The sequence below is a fragment of the Nocardioides sp. genome (genome assembly GCF_047606145.1).
GTDB lineage: Bacteria > Actinomycetota > Actinomycetes > Propionibacteriales > Nocardioidaceae > Nocardioides.
Map to the genome: position 1 here is coordinate 15,938 of NZ_JASGET010000088.1, position 19,054 is coordinate 34,991.

At 71.3% G+C, this 19,054-nt stretch carries 24 protein-coding genes and 1 tRNA gene; 17 read left to right on the forward strand and 8 right to left on the reverse strand.

What is annotated here, in order from left to right; all coding sequences use genetic code 11:
• Positions 1 to 75: 75 nt before the first annotated feature.
• From QM638_RS10680 to QM638_RS10690, 3 genes are all read left to right on the forward strand, one after another.
• The gene (locus tag QM638_RS10680) at positions 76 to 774 is read left to right on the forward strand and encodes a TetR/AcrR family transcriptional regulator (protein ID WP_415141956.1); all 699 of its coding nucleotides are present in this window, start codon (positions 76 to 78) and stop codon (positions 772 to 774) included.
• A 143-nt stretch (positions 775 to 917) separates the two neighbouring features.
• Complete coding sequence (locus QM638_RS10685; protein WP_415141957.1) at positions 918 to 2,084, forward strand: acyl-CoA dehydrogenase family protein; 1,167 nt, start codon at positions 918 to 920, stop codon at positions 2,082 to 2,084.
• Between the two features lie 140 nt (positions 2,085 to 2,224).
• Positions 2,225 to 2,770 (forward strand): GtrA family protein, encoded by a 546-nt coding sequence (locus QM638_RS10690; RefSeq protein WP_415141958.1) that lies wholly within the window; start codon positions 2,225 to 2,227, stop codon positions 2,768 to 2,770.
• Here the strand turns inward: QM638_RS10690 and QM638_RS10695 are convergent.
• Positions 2,723 to 3,319 (reverse strand): Maf family protein, encoded by a 597-nt coding sequence (locus QM638_RS10695; protein ID WP_415141959.1) that lies wholly within the window; start codon positions 3,317 to 3,319, stop codon positions 2,723 to 2,725. The genes QM638_RS10690 and QM638_RS10695 overlap by 48 nt on opposite strands.
• Positions 3,320 to 3,365: 46 nt before the next feature.
• Between QM638_RS10695 and QM638_RS10700 the strand changes: the two genes are divergently transcribed.
• A tRNA-Leu gene (locus tag QM638_RS10700) sits at positions 3,366 to 3,447 on the forward strand.
• A 190-nt stretch (positions 3,448 to 3,637) separates the two neighbouring features.
• Positions 3,638 to 3,967 (forward strand): ROK family protein, encoded by a 330-nt coding sequence (locus QM638_RS10705; protein WP_415141960.1) that lies wholly within the window; start codon positions 3,638 to 3,640, stop codon positions 3,965 to 3,967.
• 84 nt (positions 3,968 to 4,051) lie between these two features.
• Here QM638_RS10705 and QM638_RS10710 read toward each other — a convergent pair whose 3' ends face one another.
• Positions 4,052 to 4,204, reverse strand: coding sequence for a hypothetical protein (locus QM638_RS10710; protein WP_415141961.1), 153 nt, complete (start codon positions 4,202 to 4,204; stop codon positions 4,052 to 4,054).
• Positions 4,205 to 4,261: 57 nt separating this feature from the next.
• Complete coding sequence (locus tag QM638_RS10715; protein WP_415141962.1) at positions 4,262 to 4,903, reverse strand: hypothetical protein; 642 nt, start codon at positions 4,901 to 4,903, stop codon at positions 4,262 to 4,264.
• 145 nt (positions 4,904 to 5,048) lie between these two features.
• On the opposite strand from QM638_RS10715, the gene QM638_RS10720 reads away from it, so the two are divergent.
• Entirely contained in the window at positions 5,049 to 5,672 is a 624-nt protein-coding gene (locus tag QM638_RS10720; protein ID WP_415141963.1) for a flavin reductase family protein, read from the forward strand.
• Between the two features lie 27 nt (positions 5,673 to 5,699).
• Here the strand turns inward: QM638_RS10720 and QM638_RS10725 are convergent, their stop codons facing one another.
• On the reverse strand, positions 5,700 to 5,945 hold the full coding sequence (locus QM638_RS10725) for a hypothetical protein (protein WP_415141964.1): 246 nt from the start codon (positions 5,943 to 5,945) through the stop codon (positions 5,700 to 5,702).
• 35 nt (positions 5,946 to 5,980) lie between these two features.
• Between QM638_RS10725 and QM638_RS10730 the strand changes: the two genes are divergently transcribed.
• The 5 genes from QM638_RS10730 (at position 5,981) to QM638_RS10750 (ending at position 10,473) form a co-directional block, all read left to right on the forward strand.
• Complete coding sequence (locus tag QM638_RS10730; RefSeq protein WP_415141965.1) at positions 5,981 to 6,424, forward strand: HIT family protein; 444 nt, start codon at positions 5,981 to 5,983, stop codon at positions 6,422 to 6,424.
• A 221-nt stretch (positions 6,425 to 6,645) separates the two neighbouring features.
• A complete protein-coding gene (locus QM638_RS10735; protein ID WP_415141966.1) occupies positions 6,646 to 7,686 on the forward strand; it encodes a DUF3048 domain-containing protein in 1,041 nt (346 codons plus the stop codon).
• Positions 7,687 to 7,801: 115 nt separating this feature from the next.
• Complete coding sequence (locus QM638_RS10740) at positions 7,802 to 8,383, forward strand: YqgE/AlgH family protein (protein WP_415141967.1); 582 nt, start codon at positions 7,802 to 7,804, stop codon at positions 8,381 to 8,383.
• Positions 8,384 to 8,401: 18 nt separating this feature from the next.
• Positions 8,402 to 8,689 (forward strand): DUF3039 domain-containing protein, encoded by a 288-nt coding sequence (locus tag QM638_RS10745; RefSeq protein ID WP_415141968.1) that lies wholly within the window; start codon positions 8,402 to 8,404, stop codon positions 8,687 to 8,689.
• Positions 8,690 to 8,784: 95 nt separating this feature from the next.
• A complete protein-coding gene (locus QM638_RS10750; RefSeq protein ID WP_415142006.1) occupies positions 8,785 to 10,473 on the forward strand; it encodes a DEAD/DEAH box helicase in 1,689 nt (562 codons plus the stop codon).
• Between the two features lie 43 nt (positions 10,474 to 10,516).
• On the opposite strand, the gene QM638_RS10755 is transcribed toward QM638_RS10750, so the two are convergent.
• Positions 10,517 to 10,966 (reverse strand): MarR family winged helix-turn-helix transcriptional regulator, encoded by a 450-nt coding sequence (locus QM638_RS10755; RefSeq protein WP_415141969.1) that lies wholly within the window; start codon positions 10,964 to 10,966, stop codon positions 10,517 to 10,519.
• Between the two features lie 254 nt (positions 10,967 to 11,220).
• On the opposite strand from QM638_RS10755, the gene QM638_RS10760 reads away from it, so the two are divergent.
• Positions 11,221 to 13,092, forward strand: a complete 1,872-nt coding sequence (locus QM638_RS10760; RefSeq protein WP_415141970.1) for a bifunctional metallophosphatase/5'-nucleotidase — start codon at positions 11,221 to 11,223, stop codon at positions 13,090 to 13,092.
• On the opposite strand, the gene QM638_RS10765 is transcribed toward QM638_RS10760, so the two are convergent.
• A complete protein-coding gene (locus tag QM638_RS10765; protein WP_415141971.1) occupies positions 13,085 to 13,669 on the reverse strand; it encodes an isochorismatase family protein in 585 nt (194 codons plus the stop codon). The genes QM638_RS10760 and QM638_RS10765 overlap by 8 nt on opposite strands.
• Complete coding sequence (locus QM638_RS10770) at positions 13,666 to 15,003, reverse strand: nicotinate phosphoribosyltransferase (RefSeq protein WP_415141972.1); 1,338 nt, start codon at positions 15,001 to 15,003, stop codon at positions 13,666 to 13,668. The genes QM638_RS10765 and QM638_RS10770 overlap by 4 nt, the downstream gene beginning before the upstream one ends.
• On the opposite strand from QM638_RS10770, the gene clpS reads away from it, so the two are divergent.
• From clpS to QM638_RS10795, 5 genes are read left to right on the forward strand one after another with little or no spacing between them, the layout of a single operon-like run.
• Positions 15,002 to 15,298 (forward strand): ATP-dependent Clp protease adapter ClpS, encoded by a 297-nt coding sequence (gene clpS / locus QM638_RS10775; RefSeq protein WP_415141973.1) that lies wholly within the window; start codon positions 15,002 to 15,004, stop codon positions 15,296 to 15,298. The genes QM638_RS10770 and clpS overlap by 2 nt on opposite strands.
• Complete coding sequence (locus tag QM638_RS10780) at positions 15,295 to 15,891, forward strand: DUF2017 domain-containing protein (RefSeq protein ID WP_415141974.1); 597 nt, start codon at positions 15,295 to 15,297, stop codon at positions 15,889 to 15,891. Before clpS ends, QM638_RS10780 begins: the two co-directional genes overlap by 4 nt.
• A gap of 58 nt (positions 15,892 to 15,949) precedes the next feature.
• Positions 15,950 to 16,378: a Mov34/MPN/PAD-1 family protein gene (locus QM638_RS10785; RefSeq protein WP_415141975.1), complete on the forward strand. Its 429-nt coding sequence runs from the start codon at positions 15,950 to 15,952 to the stop codon at positions 16,376 to 16,378.
• Positions 16,379 to 16,429: 51 nt separating this feature from the next.
• On the forward strand, positions 16,430 to 16,708 hold the full coding sequence (locus QM638_RS10790; RefSeq protein ID WP_415141976.1) for a MoaD/ThiS family protein: 279 nt from the start codon (positions 16,430 to 16,432) through the stop codon (positions 16,706 to 16,708).
• 54 nt (positions 16,709 to 16,762) lie between these two features.
• Positions 16,763 to 17,728, forward strand: a complete 966-nt coding sequence (locus QM638_RS10795) for a PLP-dependent cysteine synthase family protein (RefSeq protein ID WP_415141977.1) — start codon at positions 16,763 to 16,765, stop codon at positions 17,726 to 17,728.
• A gap of 189 nt (positions 17,729 to 17,917) precedes the next feature.
• Here the strand turns inward: QM638_RS10795 and QM638_RS10800 are convergent, their stop codons facing one another.
• Positions 17,918 to 18,985: an alkaline phosphatase family protein gene (locus tag QM638_RS10800; RefSeq protein WP_415141978.1), complete on the reverse strand. Its 1,068-nt coding sequence runs from the start codon at positions 18,983 to 18,985 to the stop codon at positions 17,918 to 17,920.
• Positions 18,986 to 19,054: the final 69 nt, after the last annotated feature.

Here is a 19,054-nt window from a genome sequence, read left to right on the forward strand (position 1 = left end):
TGGCATCGTCGGACCGGAAAAGCAAGAGCGGTGCTCACATTTGCGTTCTTTGCTCTCATTTGCCAGGATCGGACGATGGCGACCACCCCGCGACAGCGAGCCCGCGAGCGCACGATGGCCGACATCGTCCGGATCGGCCGCACGCACCTGGCCACCGACGGCGCGGCCGCGCTGTCGCTGCGCGCGATCGCCCGCGAGCTCGGGGTGGTCTCCTCGGCGGTCTATCGCTATGTGGCCAGCCGCGACGAGCTGCTCACCCTGCTCGTCATCGACGGGTACGACGAACTGGCCGATGCGGTCGCCGGCGCCACCGCCGAGGTGGACACCGACGACTTCCGCGGTCGGCTGATCGCGATCGGAACCGGCGTGCGTGCCTGGGCGCTGCGCGAGCCGGCCACCTATGCGCTGCTCTTCGGCAGTCCGGTGCCGGGCTATCACGCCCCGGCGGAGCGGACCACGGAGCCGGGCACCCGGGTGATCCGGGCGCTGCTGGAGGTCTGGTCGCAGGCCTATGCCGCCGGTGCGATGCGGGTGGCCGAGCAGCCGGTGGTGCCGTCCTCGTTGGCCGGCGCCTTCGCCGGGGTGCGCGACGAGTTCGGCGTCGATCTGCCCGACCAGGTGCTGGCTCGTGGGGTCTTGGCCTGGGCGGCCCTGTTCGGCTGTCTCAGCTTCGAGGTCTTCGGGCAGTACGGCCCGGAGTCCTTCGGCGACCCGGCGGCGCTCTTCGGCTATCAGCTCGAGCTGCTCGCCGACACCGTTGGACTGGCGAGCTGAGTCGACCGGGGCGCCGTACTCCCTGCGTGAAACTGCCACTTCCTGCGGGTTGCAACCCGCAGGAAGTGGCAGTTTCACCGGTTCACCGGCGATTCCGGCCCGGGACTCCCACCCACAGGTTAATGAACGCTAACCTCGTGCCCATGAGCTACGAACTCTCTCGTGAGCACGAGGAGTTCCGCCGGGTGGTGCGGGACTTCGCCGAGGCCGAGATCGCGCCGCTCGCGGCCCAGTGGGACCGCGAGCACCGCTTCCCGGTCGAGGTCGTACGCCGGATGGGGGAGCTCGGGCTCTTCGGCCTGACCGCCCCGGAGGAGTACGGCGGTGCGGGCGGGGACTTCACCAGCCTGTGTGTCGCGATCGAGGAGCTCGGCCGGGTGGACCAGTCGATGGGCATCACCCTGGAGGCAGGGGTGGGGCTCGGCATCAATCCGATCCTCACCTTCGGCAGCACCGAGCAGAAGGAGCGGTGGCTGCCGGACCTGGTCGCCGGACGACGGCTGGCCGGCTTCGGCCTCACCGAGCCAGGGGCGGGCTCGGACGCCGGCGCCACCAGGACCCGGGCCGAGCTCGACGGCGAGGAGTGGGTGCTCAACGGTGCCAAGCAGTTCATCACCAACTCCGGCTCCGCGCTCACCTCGGTGGTCACCGCGACCGCTCGCACCGGCACCCGCGCCGACGGCCGGGCCGAGATCAGCGCGATCATGGTGCCCGCCGACACCCCCGGCTTCGTCGCCGAGCCCGCCTACGACAAGCTCGGCTGGCATGCCTCGGACACCCACCCGCTGACCTTCGTCGATGCCCGGGTGCCGGCCGGCAATCTGCTCGGCGAGCGCGGCCGCGGCCTTGCCCAGTTCCTCGCCACCCTCGATGACGGCCGGGTCGCGATCGCGGCGCTGGCGGTCGGCTGCATCCAGGCGTGTCTGGAGATGTCGCTCGACTACGCCGGGCAGCGACAGACCTTCGGCGGTCCGATCGGCCGCAAGCAGGGGGTGGCCTTCCAGTTGGCCGACCTGGAGGTGATGGTGCGCTCGGCGCGGCTGCTCACCTACCAGGCGGCCGCGATGAAGGACGCCGGCGCTCCCGCGGCGCAGTTCAAGCAGGCCGCGGCGATCGCCAAGCTGCACGCCACCGAGTCGGCGGTGAGCGCGACCCGGATCGCCACCCAGATCTTCGGCGGCTACGGATTCATGGAGGAGTACCCGGTGGCGCGATTCTATCGGGACGCCAAGATCCTGGAGATCGGCGAGGGCACCTCGGAGGTGCAGCGGATGCTCATCGCGCGTGGGCTCGGGCTGCCGGTGGAGTAGCGGATCCGATCGCCGCCCCCAGGTCTCGCTCGGCGATAGGCAGGTCGATGCCGCCGTTCATTGGTCGGACCAGCCATTGGTCGGACCAGCGAGCAGGCGGGCTCAACGAAGGCGAAACAGCGGTCGCTTAGGGTGAAGCCATGGGACGACTCGCCGGTGAGGTAGGCCGGTTCATGGCAGTCGGCGGGATCTCCACCGCCGTCGCCTTCGTCCTCTTCAACTTGCTGGCCCACGGCCTCGGCGTACCGGCGATCATGCCGGGGCACCCGATCCTCGACTACGTGTTGGCCAACACCGTCGGCATGCTGATCAGCTACGACCTGAGCCGGCGCTGGACGTTCCGGCATCGCGTCTCGGACCACCCCGACGGCGGCTTCACGGCCTACGTGGTCATCAACGTGGCGACCATGACGATCCCGGTCGCCTGTCTGTGGCTCAACCGGAACTGGCTGGGCAACTCCGACCCGATCTCGGACAACATCGCCGCGAACGTGATCGGCATCCTGCTCTCCCAGGTGGGCCGGTTCTATCTGTTCCGCCAGTTCGTCTTCCGGCGTCCGATCCGGTACACCGAGGTGTACGGCGCCGTCGACGAGGCCGGGGAGGACGTCGCGGAGGACAGCGCGGAGGACACCGTCTCAGCGCCAGAACGACGGCCAGGAGTGGCCGAGATCGGCGAGCAGTAGTCGGAGCAGCGGCAGGCTGACCCCGACCACGTTGTGGTGGTCGCCCTCGATGCCGCGGACGAAGGCTCCACCCAGGCCGTCGACGGTGAAGGCGCCGGCGACGTGGAGCGGTTCGCCGGTGGCGACGTACGCCGCGATCTCGGCCTCGTCGACCTCGGCGAAGTGGACGGTGGTGGCGGCGGTTCGGGAGAGGGTCGCACCGGTGGCGACGTCGTGCAGCGCGTGCCCGGTGACCAGTACGCCGCTGCGCCCGCTCATCTGCGTCCAGCGGCGGGTGGCCTGTGCCGCGGTGCCCGGCTTGCCGAGCGCCTGGCCGTCCAGGGAGAGCACGCTGTCGCAGCCCAGCACGACCGCGTCGGCCGGCAGGTCGTCCCGTCCGGCGACGGCGGCGCACTTGAGCTCGGCCAGTCGGAGTGCCAGCTCCGCCGGCGGCAGTCCGGTCAACTGGTCCTCGTCCACCCCGCTGACGATCACCGTCGGGTCGACGCCGGCGGCGCGCAGGGTCGCGAGTCGCGCGGGGGACTGGGAGGCGAGCACCAGAGTGGCCATGCATCTCAGGGTAGGAGAGCGGCTCCCTCTAGACTCACCCGGGCGGGCCGGAGTGGTGGAACAGGCAGACACGCAGGATTTAGGTTCCTGTGCCCACGGGCGTGCGGGTTCAAGTCCCGCCTCCGGCACGATCGAATCGGCTCCACCGAACCGGCTCGATCGGTCAGTGTCGATCGGTCAGTGTCGATCGGTCAGTGTCGATCGGTCAGTGTCGATCGGTGTGGGCGAGGTGGATGTCGGCGCGGCACTCACGACAACCGGACGTAGGATTCGCGCTCCTCGCCGCGGGGCTTCCCGCGGGCGTCGTTCGAGACCCTGGTGGCCCGCTCGCGGCGGGGCGACGGCCGGGCGCGCACACTGCTGCGTGAGCGTGCCGAACACGCCGGGGTCGCGGCCGCGCTGCTCATCGACCTCCTCGATCCGGACGTGGTGGTGCTCGGCGGCGGACTGCTGCAGGCGCCGGAGCATCTCGACGCCCTGCGTGCCCGAGCCGGGTCGAGGCTGAGCCGGCCGGCGGCCGCGGAGCTGATCCGATCGACCGGGCTGGGGGAGGGCTCGCTGGTGCGGGGCTCGGCGAGCCTGGTCATGGACGCCTTCTTCTCCGATCCGACCGGCATGCTGCCGGCCGGATCGGTGCTGGCGGACTGAACCCGCCGCGGAGGCCGGGGTCCGTCGGGACGCGGTGCCGTCTCGGCCCGCGTCCGGGCCGTCTCAGTACAGGTGCTCAGTCACTCAGTGGGCCAGGCCCCAGATGAACCCGAAGATCCCGCACGCCACGCCGAGGACGACGATGGTCCACAGCGTCACGGTGGCCGCGGTGTGCATGGTGTGCTGGTAGGGGTTGTGCTCGTAGCCGTCGAAGGTGTCGCTCTGCGTGCTCGACATCGCCGCTCCTGTTCCGGTGAGTTCGTCGGAATCAAAGGTAGTCGATGGTTCGAGCGATCAGGCCGCCGTTCCGACGTAGTAGGCGGCACGGACCGTCCGCCTCACCAGGTCGCCGTCGGCCTGCCACAGGTGCACCCGCCAGCTGGCGCGCGCCCGGTGGAGGCCGTCGCCGGTCGGCGGACCGTAGACCTCCCCCTGGCCGCAGGAGTAGAAGCCGACCCAGGTCGGGTGCGCGGGGACCTGGCCCCAGGCGCCGCCGATCCGGATCAGGCAGCGCTCGCCATCGCCGAGCACCAGCGCCTGCGGCCGCGGATGGCGAGGTGCCTGGACGCCCTTCCAGTGCCCCTGGAAGCGGACCCGGACCAGGGTCCTCGACCTCGGACTGCGCAGGCACAGCACGGTGTGGTGCGTCGACCTCCAGCACGAGGGCAGGTAGGCGGCGCTCGGGCCGCAGGTGGTGATGCCGTCGTCGACGGCGGCGGCCGAGCGGCCGAAGCAGCTCACCCGTCCCTTCCTCGTGGTGACCCGGTAGCCGCTGGCCGGCTCGCCGGCGTCGGTGACGGGCCGGATGACATGCCGCGCGGTGGCGGCGCTGCCGGCCGCGTCGGCTGGTGACCCGGCCGCGAGGAGAACGGCGAGCAGGGCGGCGAGGACGAGGGCGGTGGCCAGCGCGGTGAGCGTGGCGAGGATCCGGCGCATGAGGCTGCTCCTTCGCGCAATGGGTTCGCGGTCCGAGTACGCCTACGGGACCGAGTGATCACCGTTGGGGACGCGGGCGCGGCCGGAGGAGTTGCGGCATCGAGGCGGTCCGACCGCTCGGCATGACCCCACTAGGCTGCTCGACATGAGCGAGCCGCGTCGGGTCCACGTCGAGCGCGACCTGGCCGACGGCGCCGCCTATCCGCTGCTCAACCGGCTGGTCGTGCCCCGGCCGATCGCCTGGGTCTCGAGTCGCTCCGCCGCCGGGGTGGACAACCTGGCGCCGCACTCGTTCTTCACCGTGGCGTGCTCGGATCCGGCGGTGGTCAGCTTCACCTCGGTCGGACACAAGGACACCCTGCGCAACGTGCGGGAGACCGGCGAGTTCGTGGTCAACCTCGCCCCGGCCGGGCTGGTGGAGCAGATCAACGCCACCTCGGCGCCCTACCCACCCGAGCTCAGCGAGTTCGACGAGGTCGGCCTGACCCGGCTGGCCAGCCAGATCGTCGTACCGCCCAGCGTCGCGGAGTCGCCGGCTGCGATCGAGTGCGTGCTGGAGCGGACGGTGGAGTTCGGCGAGGCGCCGCGTGGCTCGGTGGTCTGCTTCGGCCGGGTGGTCGCCATCACCGTCGAGGCGCGCGTGTACGGCGACCGCGGGCCCGACATCGGGCTGCTCGACCCGATCAGCCGACTGGGCGGGATCGAGTGGGGGCGCGTCGGGGAGGTCTCCGCCCGACAACGCCCCGGGTATCCGCCGGCAGAGCAGTGAGCCGACGTGGCCTGGTGCGGGGACGCCTCATTCCTGGTCGCTGGCCCAGCGTCCGTCGAGGTAGGCGACCAGCGCCGGGTCGGCAGAGACCAGCCGGGACACCTCCTCGCCGCCGGTGCAGGTGCACAGGCTCAGTCGCACCGTCGGCCCGCCCGCGTCCAGACGCCGCCAGGTGCCGCCCGAGTCCTCCCAGCGCCGCAGCGTCGCCACCGGGTCGCCGGACGTGGCCTCACCCGCCGGCCCACTCGCCGGTTCGTCCACCCGTTCGTCCACCGGGCCATCGTGCCACCCGGCGTACCCTCGCAGGCGTGAGTACGGCGAGCCCCGACTGCGTCTTCTGCGCCATCGTCGCGGGGACGACCCCGGCCCATCTGGTCCTCGACGAGCCGGCGGTCGTCGGCTTCCTGGACCGGCGGCCCGTCTTCAAGGGCCACGTCCTGGTGGCACCGCGCGACCACGTGGTCACGCTGCCCGACCTGACGCCCGACCAGCTGACCACCGTGATGACGGCGGCGCAGCGGGTCGCCGCCGCGGTGCCGGGCGCGCTCGATGCCCAGGGCACCTTCGTCGCGGTCAACAACGTGGTCAGCCAGTCGGTCCCGCACCTGCACGTGCACGTCGTGCCGCGGCGTCGAGGAGATGGGCTGCGCGGCTTCTTCTGGCCCAGGACGACGTACGACTCCGACCAAGAGGCGGCGGAGATCGCCGGCGTGCTCCGCACGGCGGTGGCCGCATCACTGGTCGATGAATGACTGCTCGCCGGGTGATCGCCGGTGATCGACAGTGATGGCCGGTGATCGACAGTGATGGCCGGTGATCGACAGTGATGTGGTGCGGCTCACCGTAGGCGCCCGCTGATTGCGCACCGGCAGGGACCGGTGGCGTATGGTCTCCGCGCGCCTCCCGGGCCTGAGTACGCCGACCGGTGACACTGAATCCGATAGAACCTGTTGACTTTGAACGGAGCACACCCGTGCGCACCACCCGCCCCGCGACCCGAACCCTTCTCCGCGTCGTCTCCCCGCTTGCCGCCATCGCGCTCGCGCTCACGGCCTGTGGTGGCGGGTCCGACGACTCCGACGCCAGCTCCAGTAGCCCGCAGGCGGTCGACTCCGGCGCGTCCCTGGACAGCACCTGGCCGTTGACCGGGCTCGCGGTCAGCGGTGACGAGAGCGCGGCCCAGAGCCACCCGGCGTACATCGTCAAGGTGGACAACACCGAGGACAGCGACCCGCAGATCGGGCTCTCCCAGGCGGACATGGTCACCCAGGAGCTGGTCGAGGGGGGCATCACCCGGCTGGCGGTCTTCTACTACACCAACCTGCCCAGCAAGGTCGGGCCGGTGCGCTCGATGCGGGCCACCGACGCCGGCATCGCCGCGCCGATCAACGCCACCATCATCACCAGCGGGGCCGCCGGCTACACGTTCAAGCAGCTCAAGAAGCAGCACGTGCGCTGGATCGCGATGGGCAATCACAACGTCACCCGCATCCTCGACGGCACCCACGACACCCTGCACAGCGTGTTCGCCAACGTGAAGAGCATCGGCAAGGAGGCCAAGACCAAGACCGCCCGGCCCGAGGACTACTTCACCTGGGGCGAGGCCTCGGACTACACCGGCAAGAAGAAGGCCTCCTCGATCAAGGCACAGTTCTCCGGCTACCGGACCGACGACTTCAGCTACAAGGGCGGGAAGTACGTGTTGGCGAACAACTACTTCGCCTCCGGTGACGCCTTCACCCCGGACACCGTCATCACCGCGACGGTGCGGACCACCATCGCGCCGTACACCGACCCGGCCGGCAACCCGGTCCCGGTCTCGCACTTCACCGGCACCGGGAAGGCCTGGATCTTCCACGGCGGCAAGGCGCTCAAGGCGACCTGGAAGAAGGCCGGCGAGGACGCCACGGTGAAGTTCTACGTCAAGGGCAAGCAGGTCAAGATCCCGACCGGCCACACCTGGCTCGACCTGATCCCGAAGAGCGGCGGGAACGTCAGCTTCACCGCCAAGTGAGCGCCTCGGCCCCGGCCGGAGAGCCGTGCGCCGGGGCCGGCGCGAGGGGTCGCTCCGGAGACCCGATCGCAGCACCGCTGCACCGAACCGCTGCCCGGGGTGTGAAGATCGGAGGGTGACCCGGACCGACCTCGGCTTCGGCCAGCTGCTGGTGGCATCACCGCGGCTGGCCGACCCGAACTTCGTCGACACCGTCGTGCTGCTGCTCGACACCGGCGGCGAGGGTGCCCTGGGGGTCGTGCTCAACCGGCCGATGCCGGCGCCGCTGCCCGACGCCCTCGCCCTCTGGCAGGACCGGGTCAGCCCGCCGGTGCATCTCTTCGAGGGCGGCCCGGTGGAGACCAACGCCGCCCTTGCCCTCGCCTGGCTGCCGGAGCGGACGGCTCCGTTCGAGGGGTACCGACCCCTCGGCGGGTACGACGCCAACCCGGCCGGCCGGGTCGGTCTGCTGGACCTGGACACCGACCCCGCCGACGTACCGCCGCTGATCGGGATGCGCATCTTCGCCGGATACGCCGGCTGGGGCAGTGGCCAGCTCCAGCGCGAGGTGGCGGGCGGGGACTGGGACGTGGTGCCGGGTGAGCCCGCCGACGCCTTCGGCGCCGAGCACTCCCGGCTCTGGCGGGACGTGCTGCGGCGCCAGCCGGGCGACCTGGCCTGGCACTCCACCCGCCCGGCCGATCCGGACCTCAACTGAACCCCGTAGGCTGAGGCAATGGGGTTCCTGGGGTTCGGCACCGATACCGCGGTCGAGGAGGAGGTCCGCGAGGACGAGCGGACCGTCCCGACCGACGCGGGTGACCACGACCGCTTCTCGCACTATGTGGAGAAGGACAAGCTGACCGAGGCGATGGTGATGGGCACCCCGGTGGTGGCCCTGTGCGGCAAGGTGTGGGTGCCCAGCCGCGACGGCACGAAGTTCCCGGTCTGCCCGGAGTGCAAGGAGATCTGGGAGTCGCTGTCCGACGACACCGGCGGTGCCGACGGGAACGGCGAGGCGTGAGCGAACCCCACCTGACCGGCGCCCTCACGCCGGCCTGGCCGGATCGTGCTGCCTGGGGGACGGCGACCAAGCTCCGTGCCTGGCAGCACGCCGCGATGACCCGCTACTTCTCCGACTCGCCCCGCGACTTCCTGGCGGTGGCCACGCCGGGGGCGGGCAAGACCACCTTCGCGCTGTCGGTCGCGGCCGAGCTGCTCGGTCGCCGGATGATCGACCGGGTCACGATCGTGGCGCCCACCGAGCACCTCAAGCTGCAGTGGGCCGAGGCGGCCGGGCGAGCCGGCATCCCGATCGACCCCACCTACTCCGCCGGTCAGGGTAAGACCTCGAAGGAGTTCGTCGGCATCGCCGTCACCTACGCCGGGGTGGCGGTCAACCCGCTCGCGATGCGGATCCGCACCGAGAACTTCCGCACCCTGGTCATCCTCGACGAGGTGCACCACGCCGGCGACGCGTTGTCGTGGGGCGAGGGCGTCCGCGAGTCCTTCGAGCCGGCCACCCGCCGACTGGCCCTGACCGGCACCCCGTTCCGCTCCGACGCCAACCCGATCCCGTTCGTCACCTATGCGCCGGGTGCCGACGGCATCCCACGCTCGGCGGCCGACTACACCTACGGATACGCCGAGGCGCTCCGCGACCACGTCGTCCGACCGGTGCTCTTCATGGCCTACTCCGGCCAGATGACCTGGCGCACCCGGGCCGGCGACGAGATCGCCGCGCATCTGGGTGAGCCGCTCACCAAGGACCTGACCGCGCAGGCGCTGCGCACCGCGCTCGACCCGAACGGCTCCTGGATACCGTCGGTGCTGGAGGCCGCCGACAGGCGACTCTCCGAGGTCCGTCGCAGCGTCCCGGACGCCGGGGGACTGGTGATCGCTACCGACCAGGACTCGGCCCGGGCCTACGCCAAGACGCTGCGCGCGATCACCGGTGAGGCCGCGACCGTCGTGCTCTCCGACGAGAAGGCGGCCTCGAAGAAGATCGCCGCCTTCGCCGACGGCGAGAGCCGCTGGATGGTGGCGGTCCGGATGGTCTCCGAGGGGGTCGACGTGCCTCGGCTCGCCGTCGGGGTCTACGCCACCACCACCTCGACGCCGCTGTTCTTCGCCCAGGCCGTGGGCCGGTTCGTCCGGGCCCGTACCCGCGGCGAGACCGCCTCGGTGTTCCTGCCCTCGGTGCCCGCGCTGCTCGGCTTCGCCGCCGAGCTCGAGGTGGCTCGCGACCACGTGCTCGGTCGCCGGATCGGCGACGAGGACGACATCTTCGCCGCCGAGGACGCCCTGCTGGCCCGGGCCAACCAGGCCGAGGGGGCGGCCGAGGAGGAGGCGCTCGGTCCATGGGAGGCGCTCGACTCCGAGGCCCGGTTCGACCGGGTGCTCTTCGACGGCGGCGAGTTCGGCCACGAGGGGGAGGTGCGGGTCGGCTCGGAGGAGGAGATGGACTTCCTCGGCATCCCCGGCCTGCTCGACGCCACCCAGATGCGCGACCTGCTGGCGCAGCGACAGAGCGAGCGTGCCAAGCAGCAGAAGGCGGCCGCGGCGAGCTCGCCGCGACCGGCCGAGACGGTCGCCGCGGTCTCCGCCCACGAGCAGCTGGCGATGCTGCGCCGTGAGCTCAACGGCCTGGTGGCCGCCTGGCACCACCGCACCGGCCAGGCCCACGGCGCGGTGCACAACCGACTCCGCAAGGAATGCGGTGGACCGGCCGCCGCGGTCGCCACCGCTGATCAGCTGCGCCGCCGCATCGACACCCTCCGGGAGTGGGCGGCCCGCCGCTCGGGCTAGACGGAGCCGTCCGGGCCAGACCAGCCGGGGACCGGTCGCTGGGCTACTCGCTCGGGACGGCCTTCGGGCTCGGCTCGACCAGGTCGCGGAGCACCGAGACGGCGGCCTCGATCTCCTCCGGGGTGCGCTCGGTGGTGGCCAGTCGCTGGGCGACGTCGGCCGAGATGCGCTCCCGGGTCGCGGCCAGCTCCGCGCGGCCGGCCTCGGTGAGCGAGATGACGCTGCTGCGGGCGTCGACCGGGTTGCGGGTGCGCGCCACCAGGCCGGCGTCGAAGAGCTGGGCCACCTGGGCCGACATGGTGGGCTGCGAGCAGTTGTCCAGCTGCGCCAGCTCGGTCACGCCGAGCGGACCGGTCTGCTCCAGGATCGCCAGCACGCGGACACCGGCGGACAGGTCCAGCGAGCGGTTCATGGTGCGCATCAGGCGGGCGGCGTACACGATCAGGTCGCTGGTCATCGCGAGCTGGGTAGCCGAGGTGATCAGGTGGTGCATGGCGGTCCTTCGTCCGTCTCGGGGCATCGCCCACCGTGGGCTCCGAGGCTGCTGGGCAGAGCGTATCGGGAGATGCCTGACCGCGTCGCCGGAATCGGCCCGGCCCGGGTCCGGCTGGGCCCGGTGTGACCCGGTGTGACCCGGTGTCACCGATCCTTCACCCGACGTTGCTCGACCCCGGTCCGGACCGCGCATACAGTCGGTGCGCTCAGGGGGCCGGATCCGGCCCCGGCCTCAACCTCGGGAAGGTCTCGATGACTGACCAGACTCACTCGGCCCCCGCGCCCCGTCGCCGTACCGTCATCACCGGTGCCGTGACCGGCGCCGCCGCACTGGCCGCCGCCGGTTTCGCCGGCCCCGCCGATGCGCGCGGTGGCACGCACGGCACCCATGGCAGGCACGGCAGGCACGGGCACGGCAACGACACCCTGCGGCTGACCGTGCTCGGCACCACCGACCTGCACGGCAACGTCTACAACTGGGACTACTACCAGAACGCCGAGTTCGACGACACCGCGCACGACGACGTCGGCATCGCCAAGGTGCAGACCCTGATCAAGGCGATGCGGGCCGAGCGCGCGGGTGAGCCGATCCTGACCCTGGACGCCGGCGACACCATCCAGGGCACGCCACTGGCCTACTACTACGCCCGGATCGACCCGATCACCGATGGTGCGATCCACCCGATGGCCAACGCGATGAACCTGGTCGGCTACGACGCCGCGGCGCTGGGCAACCACGAGTTCAACTACGGCCTCGACACCCTGCGCACCTTCGAGAAGCAGGTCGACTTCCCGCTGCTCGGCGCCAACGCGGTCGATCCGAGCAGCAAGCTGCCGGTCTTCCCGCCGTACCTCATCAAGCGGTACCGGGTGCGCGGTGGGCGGACCCTGACGGTGGGCATCCTCGGCCTGACCAATCCCGGCATCGCGATCTGGGACAAGGCGAACGTGGCGGGCAAGGTCGAGTTCCCCGGGTTGGTCGAGCAGGCCACGACGTACGTGCCCAGGCTCAAGCGGGCCGGCTGCGACGTGGTCATCGTCAGTGCCCACTCCGGCGCCGACACCTCCAGCTCGTACGGCGACTCGCTGCCGCCGGAGAACGCCTCCTCACTGGTCGCCGCCCAGGTGCCCGACATCGACGCCATCCTGGTCGGGCACGCCCACGTCGAGATCCCGCAGCGCTACGTCACCAACGAGGTGACCGGCCGCGACGTGCTGCTCTGCGAGCCCTACTACTGGGGCATGCGGCTGGCGGTGATGGACCTGACGCTGACCAGGAGACACGGGCGCTGGACGGTGAGCACGGCGACCTCGCAGCTGCTCAACTCCAACACCGTCGACGAGGACGCGGCGGTGGCCGCGGCGGTCCGCAGCCAGCACCAGATCGTGGTGGACTACGTGAACTCGGTGGTGGGGGAGTCGGCCGAGGAGCTGCTCGCCGCCCGGGCCGTGGTCGAGGACGTGCCGATCATCGACTTCATCAACTACGTCCAGGCCGACGCGGTCAAGGCCGACCTGACCGGCGACGACGCCAACCTGCCGATGCTCTCCATCGCCGCGCCGTTCAACCGGTCGGCGTCGTTCCCGGCCGGCGACGTCACCGTGCGCGACGTCGCCGGTCTCTACATCTACGACAACACCCTGTTGGCGGTGCGGATGACCGGCGCCCAGGTCAAGGACTATCTGGAGTACTCCGCCCGGTACTTCCAGCAGATCTCCGGCACCGGGCCGTTCACCATCGACCAGGTGACCAACGCCGTCACCGACACCGCGCCGAACGGGACGCCCGACTACAACTACGACGCGGTCGCCGGGCTGGACGCTCCGCTGACCTACGACATCGACATCGCCCAGGCGCCGGGCGCGCGGATCCTGAACCTGGCCTACGACGGGGTCGCGGTGGCCGACGACGCCGAGTTCGTGATGGCGATCAACAACTATCGTCAGTCCGGCGGGGGTGGCTTCCCGCACGTGGCGGACGCCGAGGTGGTCTACAACCGGCAGGTCGAGATCCGGCAGCTGCTCATCGACTGGGTCAGCGCCCACAAGGTCATCGACCCGGCCCAGTTCGCCTCGGTGGACTGGACGCTGGTCTCCGGGGGAGAGCCGATCACGATCAGCTGATCGGTTCGGCATCCGGCCGCGAGTGGACGGCGACCCCGGCGGCCCGCAGCTCCGCCAGGGCGCGAGCGGTCGTCTCGGGTGCCACCCCCGCGCTCAGCTCGGTGAGCACGGTGGTGGCGAAGCCCTCCCGGACCGCGTCCAGGGCGGTGGCCCGCACGCAGTGATCGGTGGCCAGGCCGCAGACGTCCAGGTCGGTGATGTCCCGCCCACGGAGCCAGTCGGCGAGCGTCGTACCGTCCTCGGCGGCGCCCTCGAAGCCGGAGTACGCCGCGGCGTGCTCGCCCTTGCGGAACACCTCGTCGACCGCCGCCACCGCCTCGGCGAGAGCCGGGTGGAACTCCTCGCCGGCCGAGCCCACCACGCAGTGCGCCGGCCAGGAGTCGACGTAGTCGGGAGGATCGCCGAAGTGCGGTCCCGGGTCGACGTGGTGGTCCTTGGTCGCCACCACCGCGTCGTACCCGTGCGCCGTGCGCAGCAGCGCGGCGATCGCCGCCGCGACCTCGGCGCCGCCGGTCACCGGCAGCGAGCCGCTCTCGCAGAAGTCGTTCTGAACGTCGACGACCACCAGCGCCTTCACCGCGCGGCCCCCTCGAAGAGGGTCGGGATCGCCGGGTCCGCCTTGATCAGGGAGTGGGCGGCGAGGGGGAGCTCGGCGATGGCGGCGGCATGCCGGTCCCGCGCGGCCTGGAGCGACTCGCGCCCGACCACCTCGCCGCCGCGGACCAGGGGGACCAGCAGCGGCCGGTCGGTGTCGTCGGTGGCCGGCTCGGCGCCGATCCCGATCACCTCGGCCTCGGCGACCCCCGCCGGGTCGCGGCGGCGCAGCGCGTACTTGCGGCCGCCGACCGAGGTCTTCTCGGTGCTCCTCTTCGCCACCGGGACCATCTGGCCGCCCTCGCCCTCCCGGGAGACCAGCTTGTAGACGAACCCGCAGGTCGGATGGCCGCTGCCGGTCACCAGCTGGGTGCCCACCCCGTAGCCGTCGACCGGTGCGGCCGCGAGCGAGCCGATCGCGAACTCGTCCAGATCGCTGGTCACGATGATCCGGGTCGAGGTGGCGCCCAGGTCGTCGAGCTGGGCGCGCACCCGGGAGGCGAGCATGCCGAGATCGCCGGAATCGATCCGGACGGCGCCGAGCTCCGGTCCGGCCACCTCGACACCGAGGCGCACCGCCTCGGCGACGTCGTAGGTGTCGACCAGCAGCGTGGTGCCCACGCCGAGGGAGTCCACCTGGGCGCGGAAGGCGTCCCGCTCGGTGTCGTGCAGCAGGGTGAACGAGTGTGCGCTGGTGCCGGTGCTCGGCACGCCGTACCGGGCGCGCGCGGCCAGGTTCGAGCTGGCGGCGAAGCCGGCGACGTACGCCGCCCGCGCGGCCGCCACCGCCGCCTCCTCGTGGGTACGCCGCGAGCCCATCTCGATGCACGGCCGCTCGCCCGCCGCCAGCGTCATCCGCGAGGCCGCCGTCGCGATGGCCGAGTCGTGGTTGTAGATCGAGAGCAGGACCGTCTCCAGCAGGACCGCCTCGGCGAAGCTGGACTCCACCAGCAGCACCGGCGACTGCGGGAAGTAGGCCTCGCCCTCGGCGTACCCCCACACGTCGCCGGAGAACCGGAACCTCGCCAGCCAGGCCAGGGTCGGCGCGTCCACCACCCCGTCGAGCGCGGCGAGCGTGGGCTCGTCGAAGCGGAACGCCTCGATCGCATCCAGCGCCCGGCCGACGCCCGCCACCACGCCGTAACGCCGTCCGCCGGGCAGCCGGCGGCCGAAGAGCTCGAAGACCGAACGGCGGCCGGCGGTGCCGCCGGCCAACGCGGCCTGCAGCATCGTCAACTCGTAGTGATCGGTGAGCAACGCCGTGGAGGTCACTGCGCCAGCGTAGTGGTGTGGATCAGCCTCTATCGTAGGAATCATGACCGCGCCGAGCCCCGTGGAACTCGACGAGCCTGATCTGGACGACCTGACCGTGCCGGACACGCCGTGGATCACCATCGTGTGGAACGACCCGGTCAACCTGATGTCGTATGTGACCTACGTCTTCCAGACCTACTTCGGCTACTCGAAGAAGAAGTCGGAGAAGCTGATGCTGGAGGTCCACCGCGACGGCAAGTCGGCGGTCAGCTCCGGAACCCGCGAGGAGATGGAGCGGGACGTGAGCGCGATGCACGAGTACGGGCTGTGGGCGACCCTGGAGAAGCAGGACGCATGATGGGCGGCTTCAGCTACCACCGGCCGAGCGGGCACGTGATCGCCACCTTCTCCGGCTTCGAGGCCGACCTGTTGCGCTCGCTGGCCGGACAGCTCGTCGAGCTGCTGCGCAACGAGGCGGCGGCGCCGACCGAGACCGACGACCCGCTCGAGGCGATGCTCGACTTCTCCGGACCGACCAGCGAACCGGAGGACCCCGTGCTCGCCCGGCTCTTCCCGACCGCCTACCGCGACGACCAGGATGCGGCCGCGGAGTTCCGTCGGTTCACCGAGGGGTCGCTGCGGGAGGGCAAGGCCGCCGCGGCCGCCACCATCGTGGACACCCTCGAGGAGGCCGGCCTGCCGCCGGAGCCGGACGACGACACCCTGGTCATCGACGTCGAGCTGGACCCGCCGCGGGCGCAGGCCTGGCTGCGTTCCTTCACCGACATCCGGCTGGCGCTGGCCACCCGCCTCGGCGTGACCGAGGACGACGAGGACTACTGGGAGCAGCTCGACGAGGAGAACCCCTCCGGCCAGGTCTATCGGATCTACCAGTGGGTCGGCGTCTTACAGGAGACCCTCGTGGACGCGCTGTGGGCCGAGTCCGCCTAGGCTTGGCTCTTGTGTTGAGGGCTGTGCTGTCGAGAGTGGTGGCGTTGAGGATCGGGCCGTGTTGAGGATCGACCGGGCGACGTACGACGCGATCGTCGCGCACGCGAAGCGGGACCACCCCGACGAGGCCTGCGGCATCGTGGCCGGACCGGAGGGCTCCGACCGGCCCGAGCGCTTCATCGAGATGGTCAACGCCGCCGGCAGCCCGACGTTCTACGAGTTCGACTCCGCCGATCTGCTCCGGCTCTACCAGGAGATGGACGCGCGCGAGGAGGAGCCGGTGGTCGTCTACCACTCGCACACCGCCACCGAGGCCTACCCGAGTCGCACCGACATCGGCCTGGCCAGCGAGCCCCAGGCACACTACGTGCTCGTCAGCACACGCGAGCACGGGAATAACGAAGGCCCGGTGGACTTTCGTTCCTATCGGATCGTCGACGGCGTGGTGACCGAGGAAGAGGTCAGCATCGTCGCTGCGCTGGACTGACAGCGCTCGACCAGTTCCCACCGTTCGACCAGTTCCCACGAAGGAGAAGAGATGGCCATCGAGGTCAAGATTCCGACCATCCTGCGCACCTACACCGGCGGCGAGAAGGCCGTCACCGCGCAGGGTGCCAGCCTGAGCGCGCTCATCGACGACCTCGAGGCCAACCACCCCGGCATCAAGGATCGCCTGATCGACGACGGTGAGCTGCGTCGGTTCGTCAACGTCTACATCAACGACGAGGACGTCCGCTTCATCGGCAGCCTCGAGGCCGAGCTCAAGGACGGCGACCAGGTCGTCGTCCTGCCCGCGGTGGCGGGCGGGGCGCGCTAGGTCTCGATACCCCCTCGCCCGGCCGCTCGGGCCACTCGACCACCGAAAGCATCCATGACACGTTTCGACAACCTCCTCAGCTCCGTCGGCGGTACGCCGCTGGTGGGGCTGCCCCGGCTGTCGGCACCGTTCAACCGCGGTGGCGTGCAGGTGCGGCTGTGGGCCAAGCTCGAGGACCGCAACCCGACCGGCTCGATCAAGGACCGCCCGGCGCTGAAGATGATCGAGGAGGCGGAGAAGGACGGCACCCTGCGGCCGGGGTGCACCATCCTCGAGCCGACCTCCGGCAACACCGGCATCTCGCTGGCGATGGCGGCCAAGCTCAAGGGCTACCGGATCGTCTGCGTGATGCCGGAGAACACCTCCGAGGAGCGTCGCCAGCTGCTGCGGATGTGGGGCGCCGAGATCGTCTCCAGCCCGGCCGCCGGTGGCTCCAACGAGGCGGTCCGGGTGGCCAAGGGGCTCGCCGTGGAGCATCCCGACTGGGTGATGCTCTACCAGTACGGCAACATCGCCAACGCGCTCGCGCACCAGGAGGGCACCGGTCCGGAGATCCTGGCCGACCTCCCATCGGTGACGCACTTCGTGGCCGGGCTGGGCACCACCGGCACCCTGATGGGCGTCTCCCGGTTCTTCCGGGCCGCCAAGCCGGAGGTCCGCGTCGTGGCCGCCGAGCCGCGCTACGGCGAGCTGGTCTACGGCCTGCGCAACCTCGACGAGGGCTTCGTCCCGGAGCTGTACGACGCCTCGCTGATCGACGCGCGCTTCTCGGTCGGTCCGCGCGACGCGGTCCGCCGGGTGCGGGAGCTGCTCGAGCTGGAGGGGATCTTCGCCGGCATCTCCACCGGGGCGATCCTGCACGCCGCGCTCGGTCAGGCCGCCAAGTCGCTGCGGGCCGGCGAGGACGCGGACATCGCCTTCGTCGTCGCCGACGGCGGCTGGAAGTACCTCTCCACCGGCGCCTATGAGGGCACCATCGATGAGGCGGAGGAATCCCTCGAGGGCCAGCTCTGGGCCTGACCAGCGCCGCCCGGACACGCACGCTCGCGGGGTTGTCGGCGCTTGCCGGCCAACCCCGGGCCGTCTTCGCTTCTCCGCCTTGCGATCGCACGCGCCGGGCGACGCTGGTGGTGGGAGGGGCACGCTCGCGGGGTTGTCGGCGCTCGACGGCCGACCCCGGGCCGTTGCTCGACGGCCGACCCGGGCGCCTCAGCCGATCCGCAGGTCCTGGAGGGCGTCGAGCTCGCTCCCCGGCACCGACCGCAGGTCGAGCAGGGTGAGCGCGAGGTTCGCCAGGTCGCCGTTGCGGATGGGCTGCCTCGCGGCGGCATAGCCCGGGCGTGCGGTGCCGGGGTCGGCGTAGTCGGGGTTGATCCGGTAGAGGTCGCCGGCCCGGACGCCGTCGCCCCAGACCAGGAACGGGATCCGGTAGTTGGCGAGGATGCGCCGCGCATGGCTGGTCGTGCCGGCGGCGAAGCCGTGGTCGGCGGTGAGAATGATCGTGGTACGCCGCTCCAGCCGTCGATGCCGGTCGAGGGCTCGCAGCACGATGCCGAGCTGCTCGTCGGTGCGCCGTACCGCCTGCAGGTAGGCCGAGGACATGCCACCGTGCGCGTGCCCCGCCCGGTCGGGCAGCGAGATGTGCAGGAAGGTGAAGTCGCGACCCCGGGCGACCAGGTCGTGAGCGGCGGTGCGGACCAGCGCCATCTGGTCGCGCTCGACGGTGAAGCGGCAGATCGACCTGGGCCAGGACCGGTGGTAGAGGCCGAACTTCTCCTTGGCGGAGAACAACGCGGTCGACCCGCCGGCGCCATGCACCACGCTGAACACCGACGAGACCGGGTGACCGGCCGCCCTGGCCACCGTCATCCGCCTCCGGTCGCGGTCCCAGGTGACCCCGTGGCCACCGCTGGCGGCGTCGATCCGGCGTCCGGTCATCATCCCGGTGTGGTTGGGCAGGGTGACGTTCTGCTCGTACTCGGTGCGCGCGTTCAGGGTGCGGGCGCCCTGGTGCAGCAGTCGATGGAAGTGCGGCAGCTCGGCCCGGCCGAGCCGGGTCAGCGCCCGGGTGTTGAGGCCGTCCACCGAGATCGCCAGCACCACCGGCCGGGCGGTGTCGAGGGCAGCCTGCGGCGTGCTCGGGGACACCGCCGGACTCGGCGACCGCGACCCGGTCGGCGCGACGTCGCAGGCGGTCAGGACCGGGGCGGCGACCAGTGTCGCGATGGCGGTGGCGCCGGCCCTGACGGCCACCGCTCGCAGCGGGAGGCGGAGCACGCCGGCAGCCTACGGCCTCGGGGAGAGCCGAGGAGATCGGCGTGAGTTTCGTCGCGGCGCCGTGCGAGC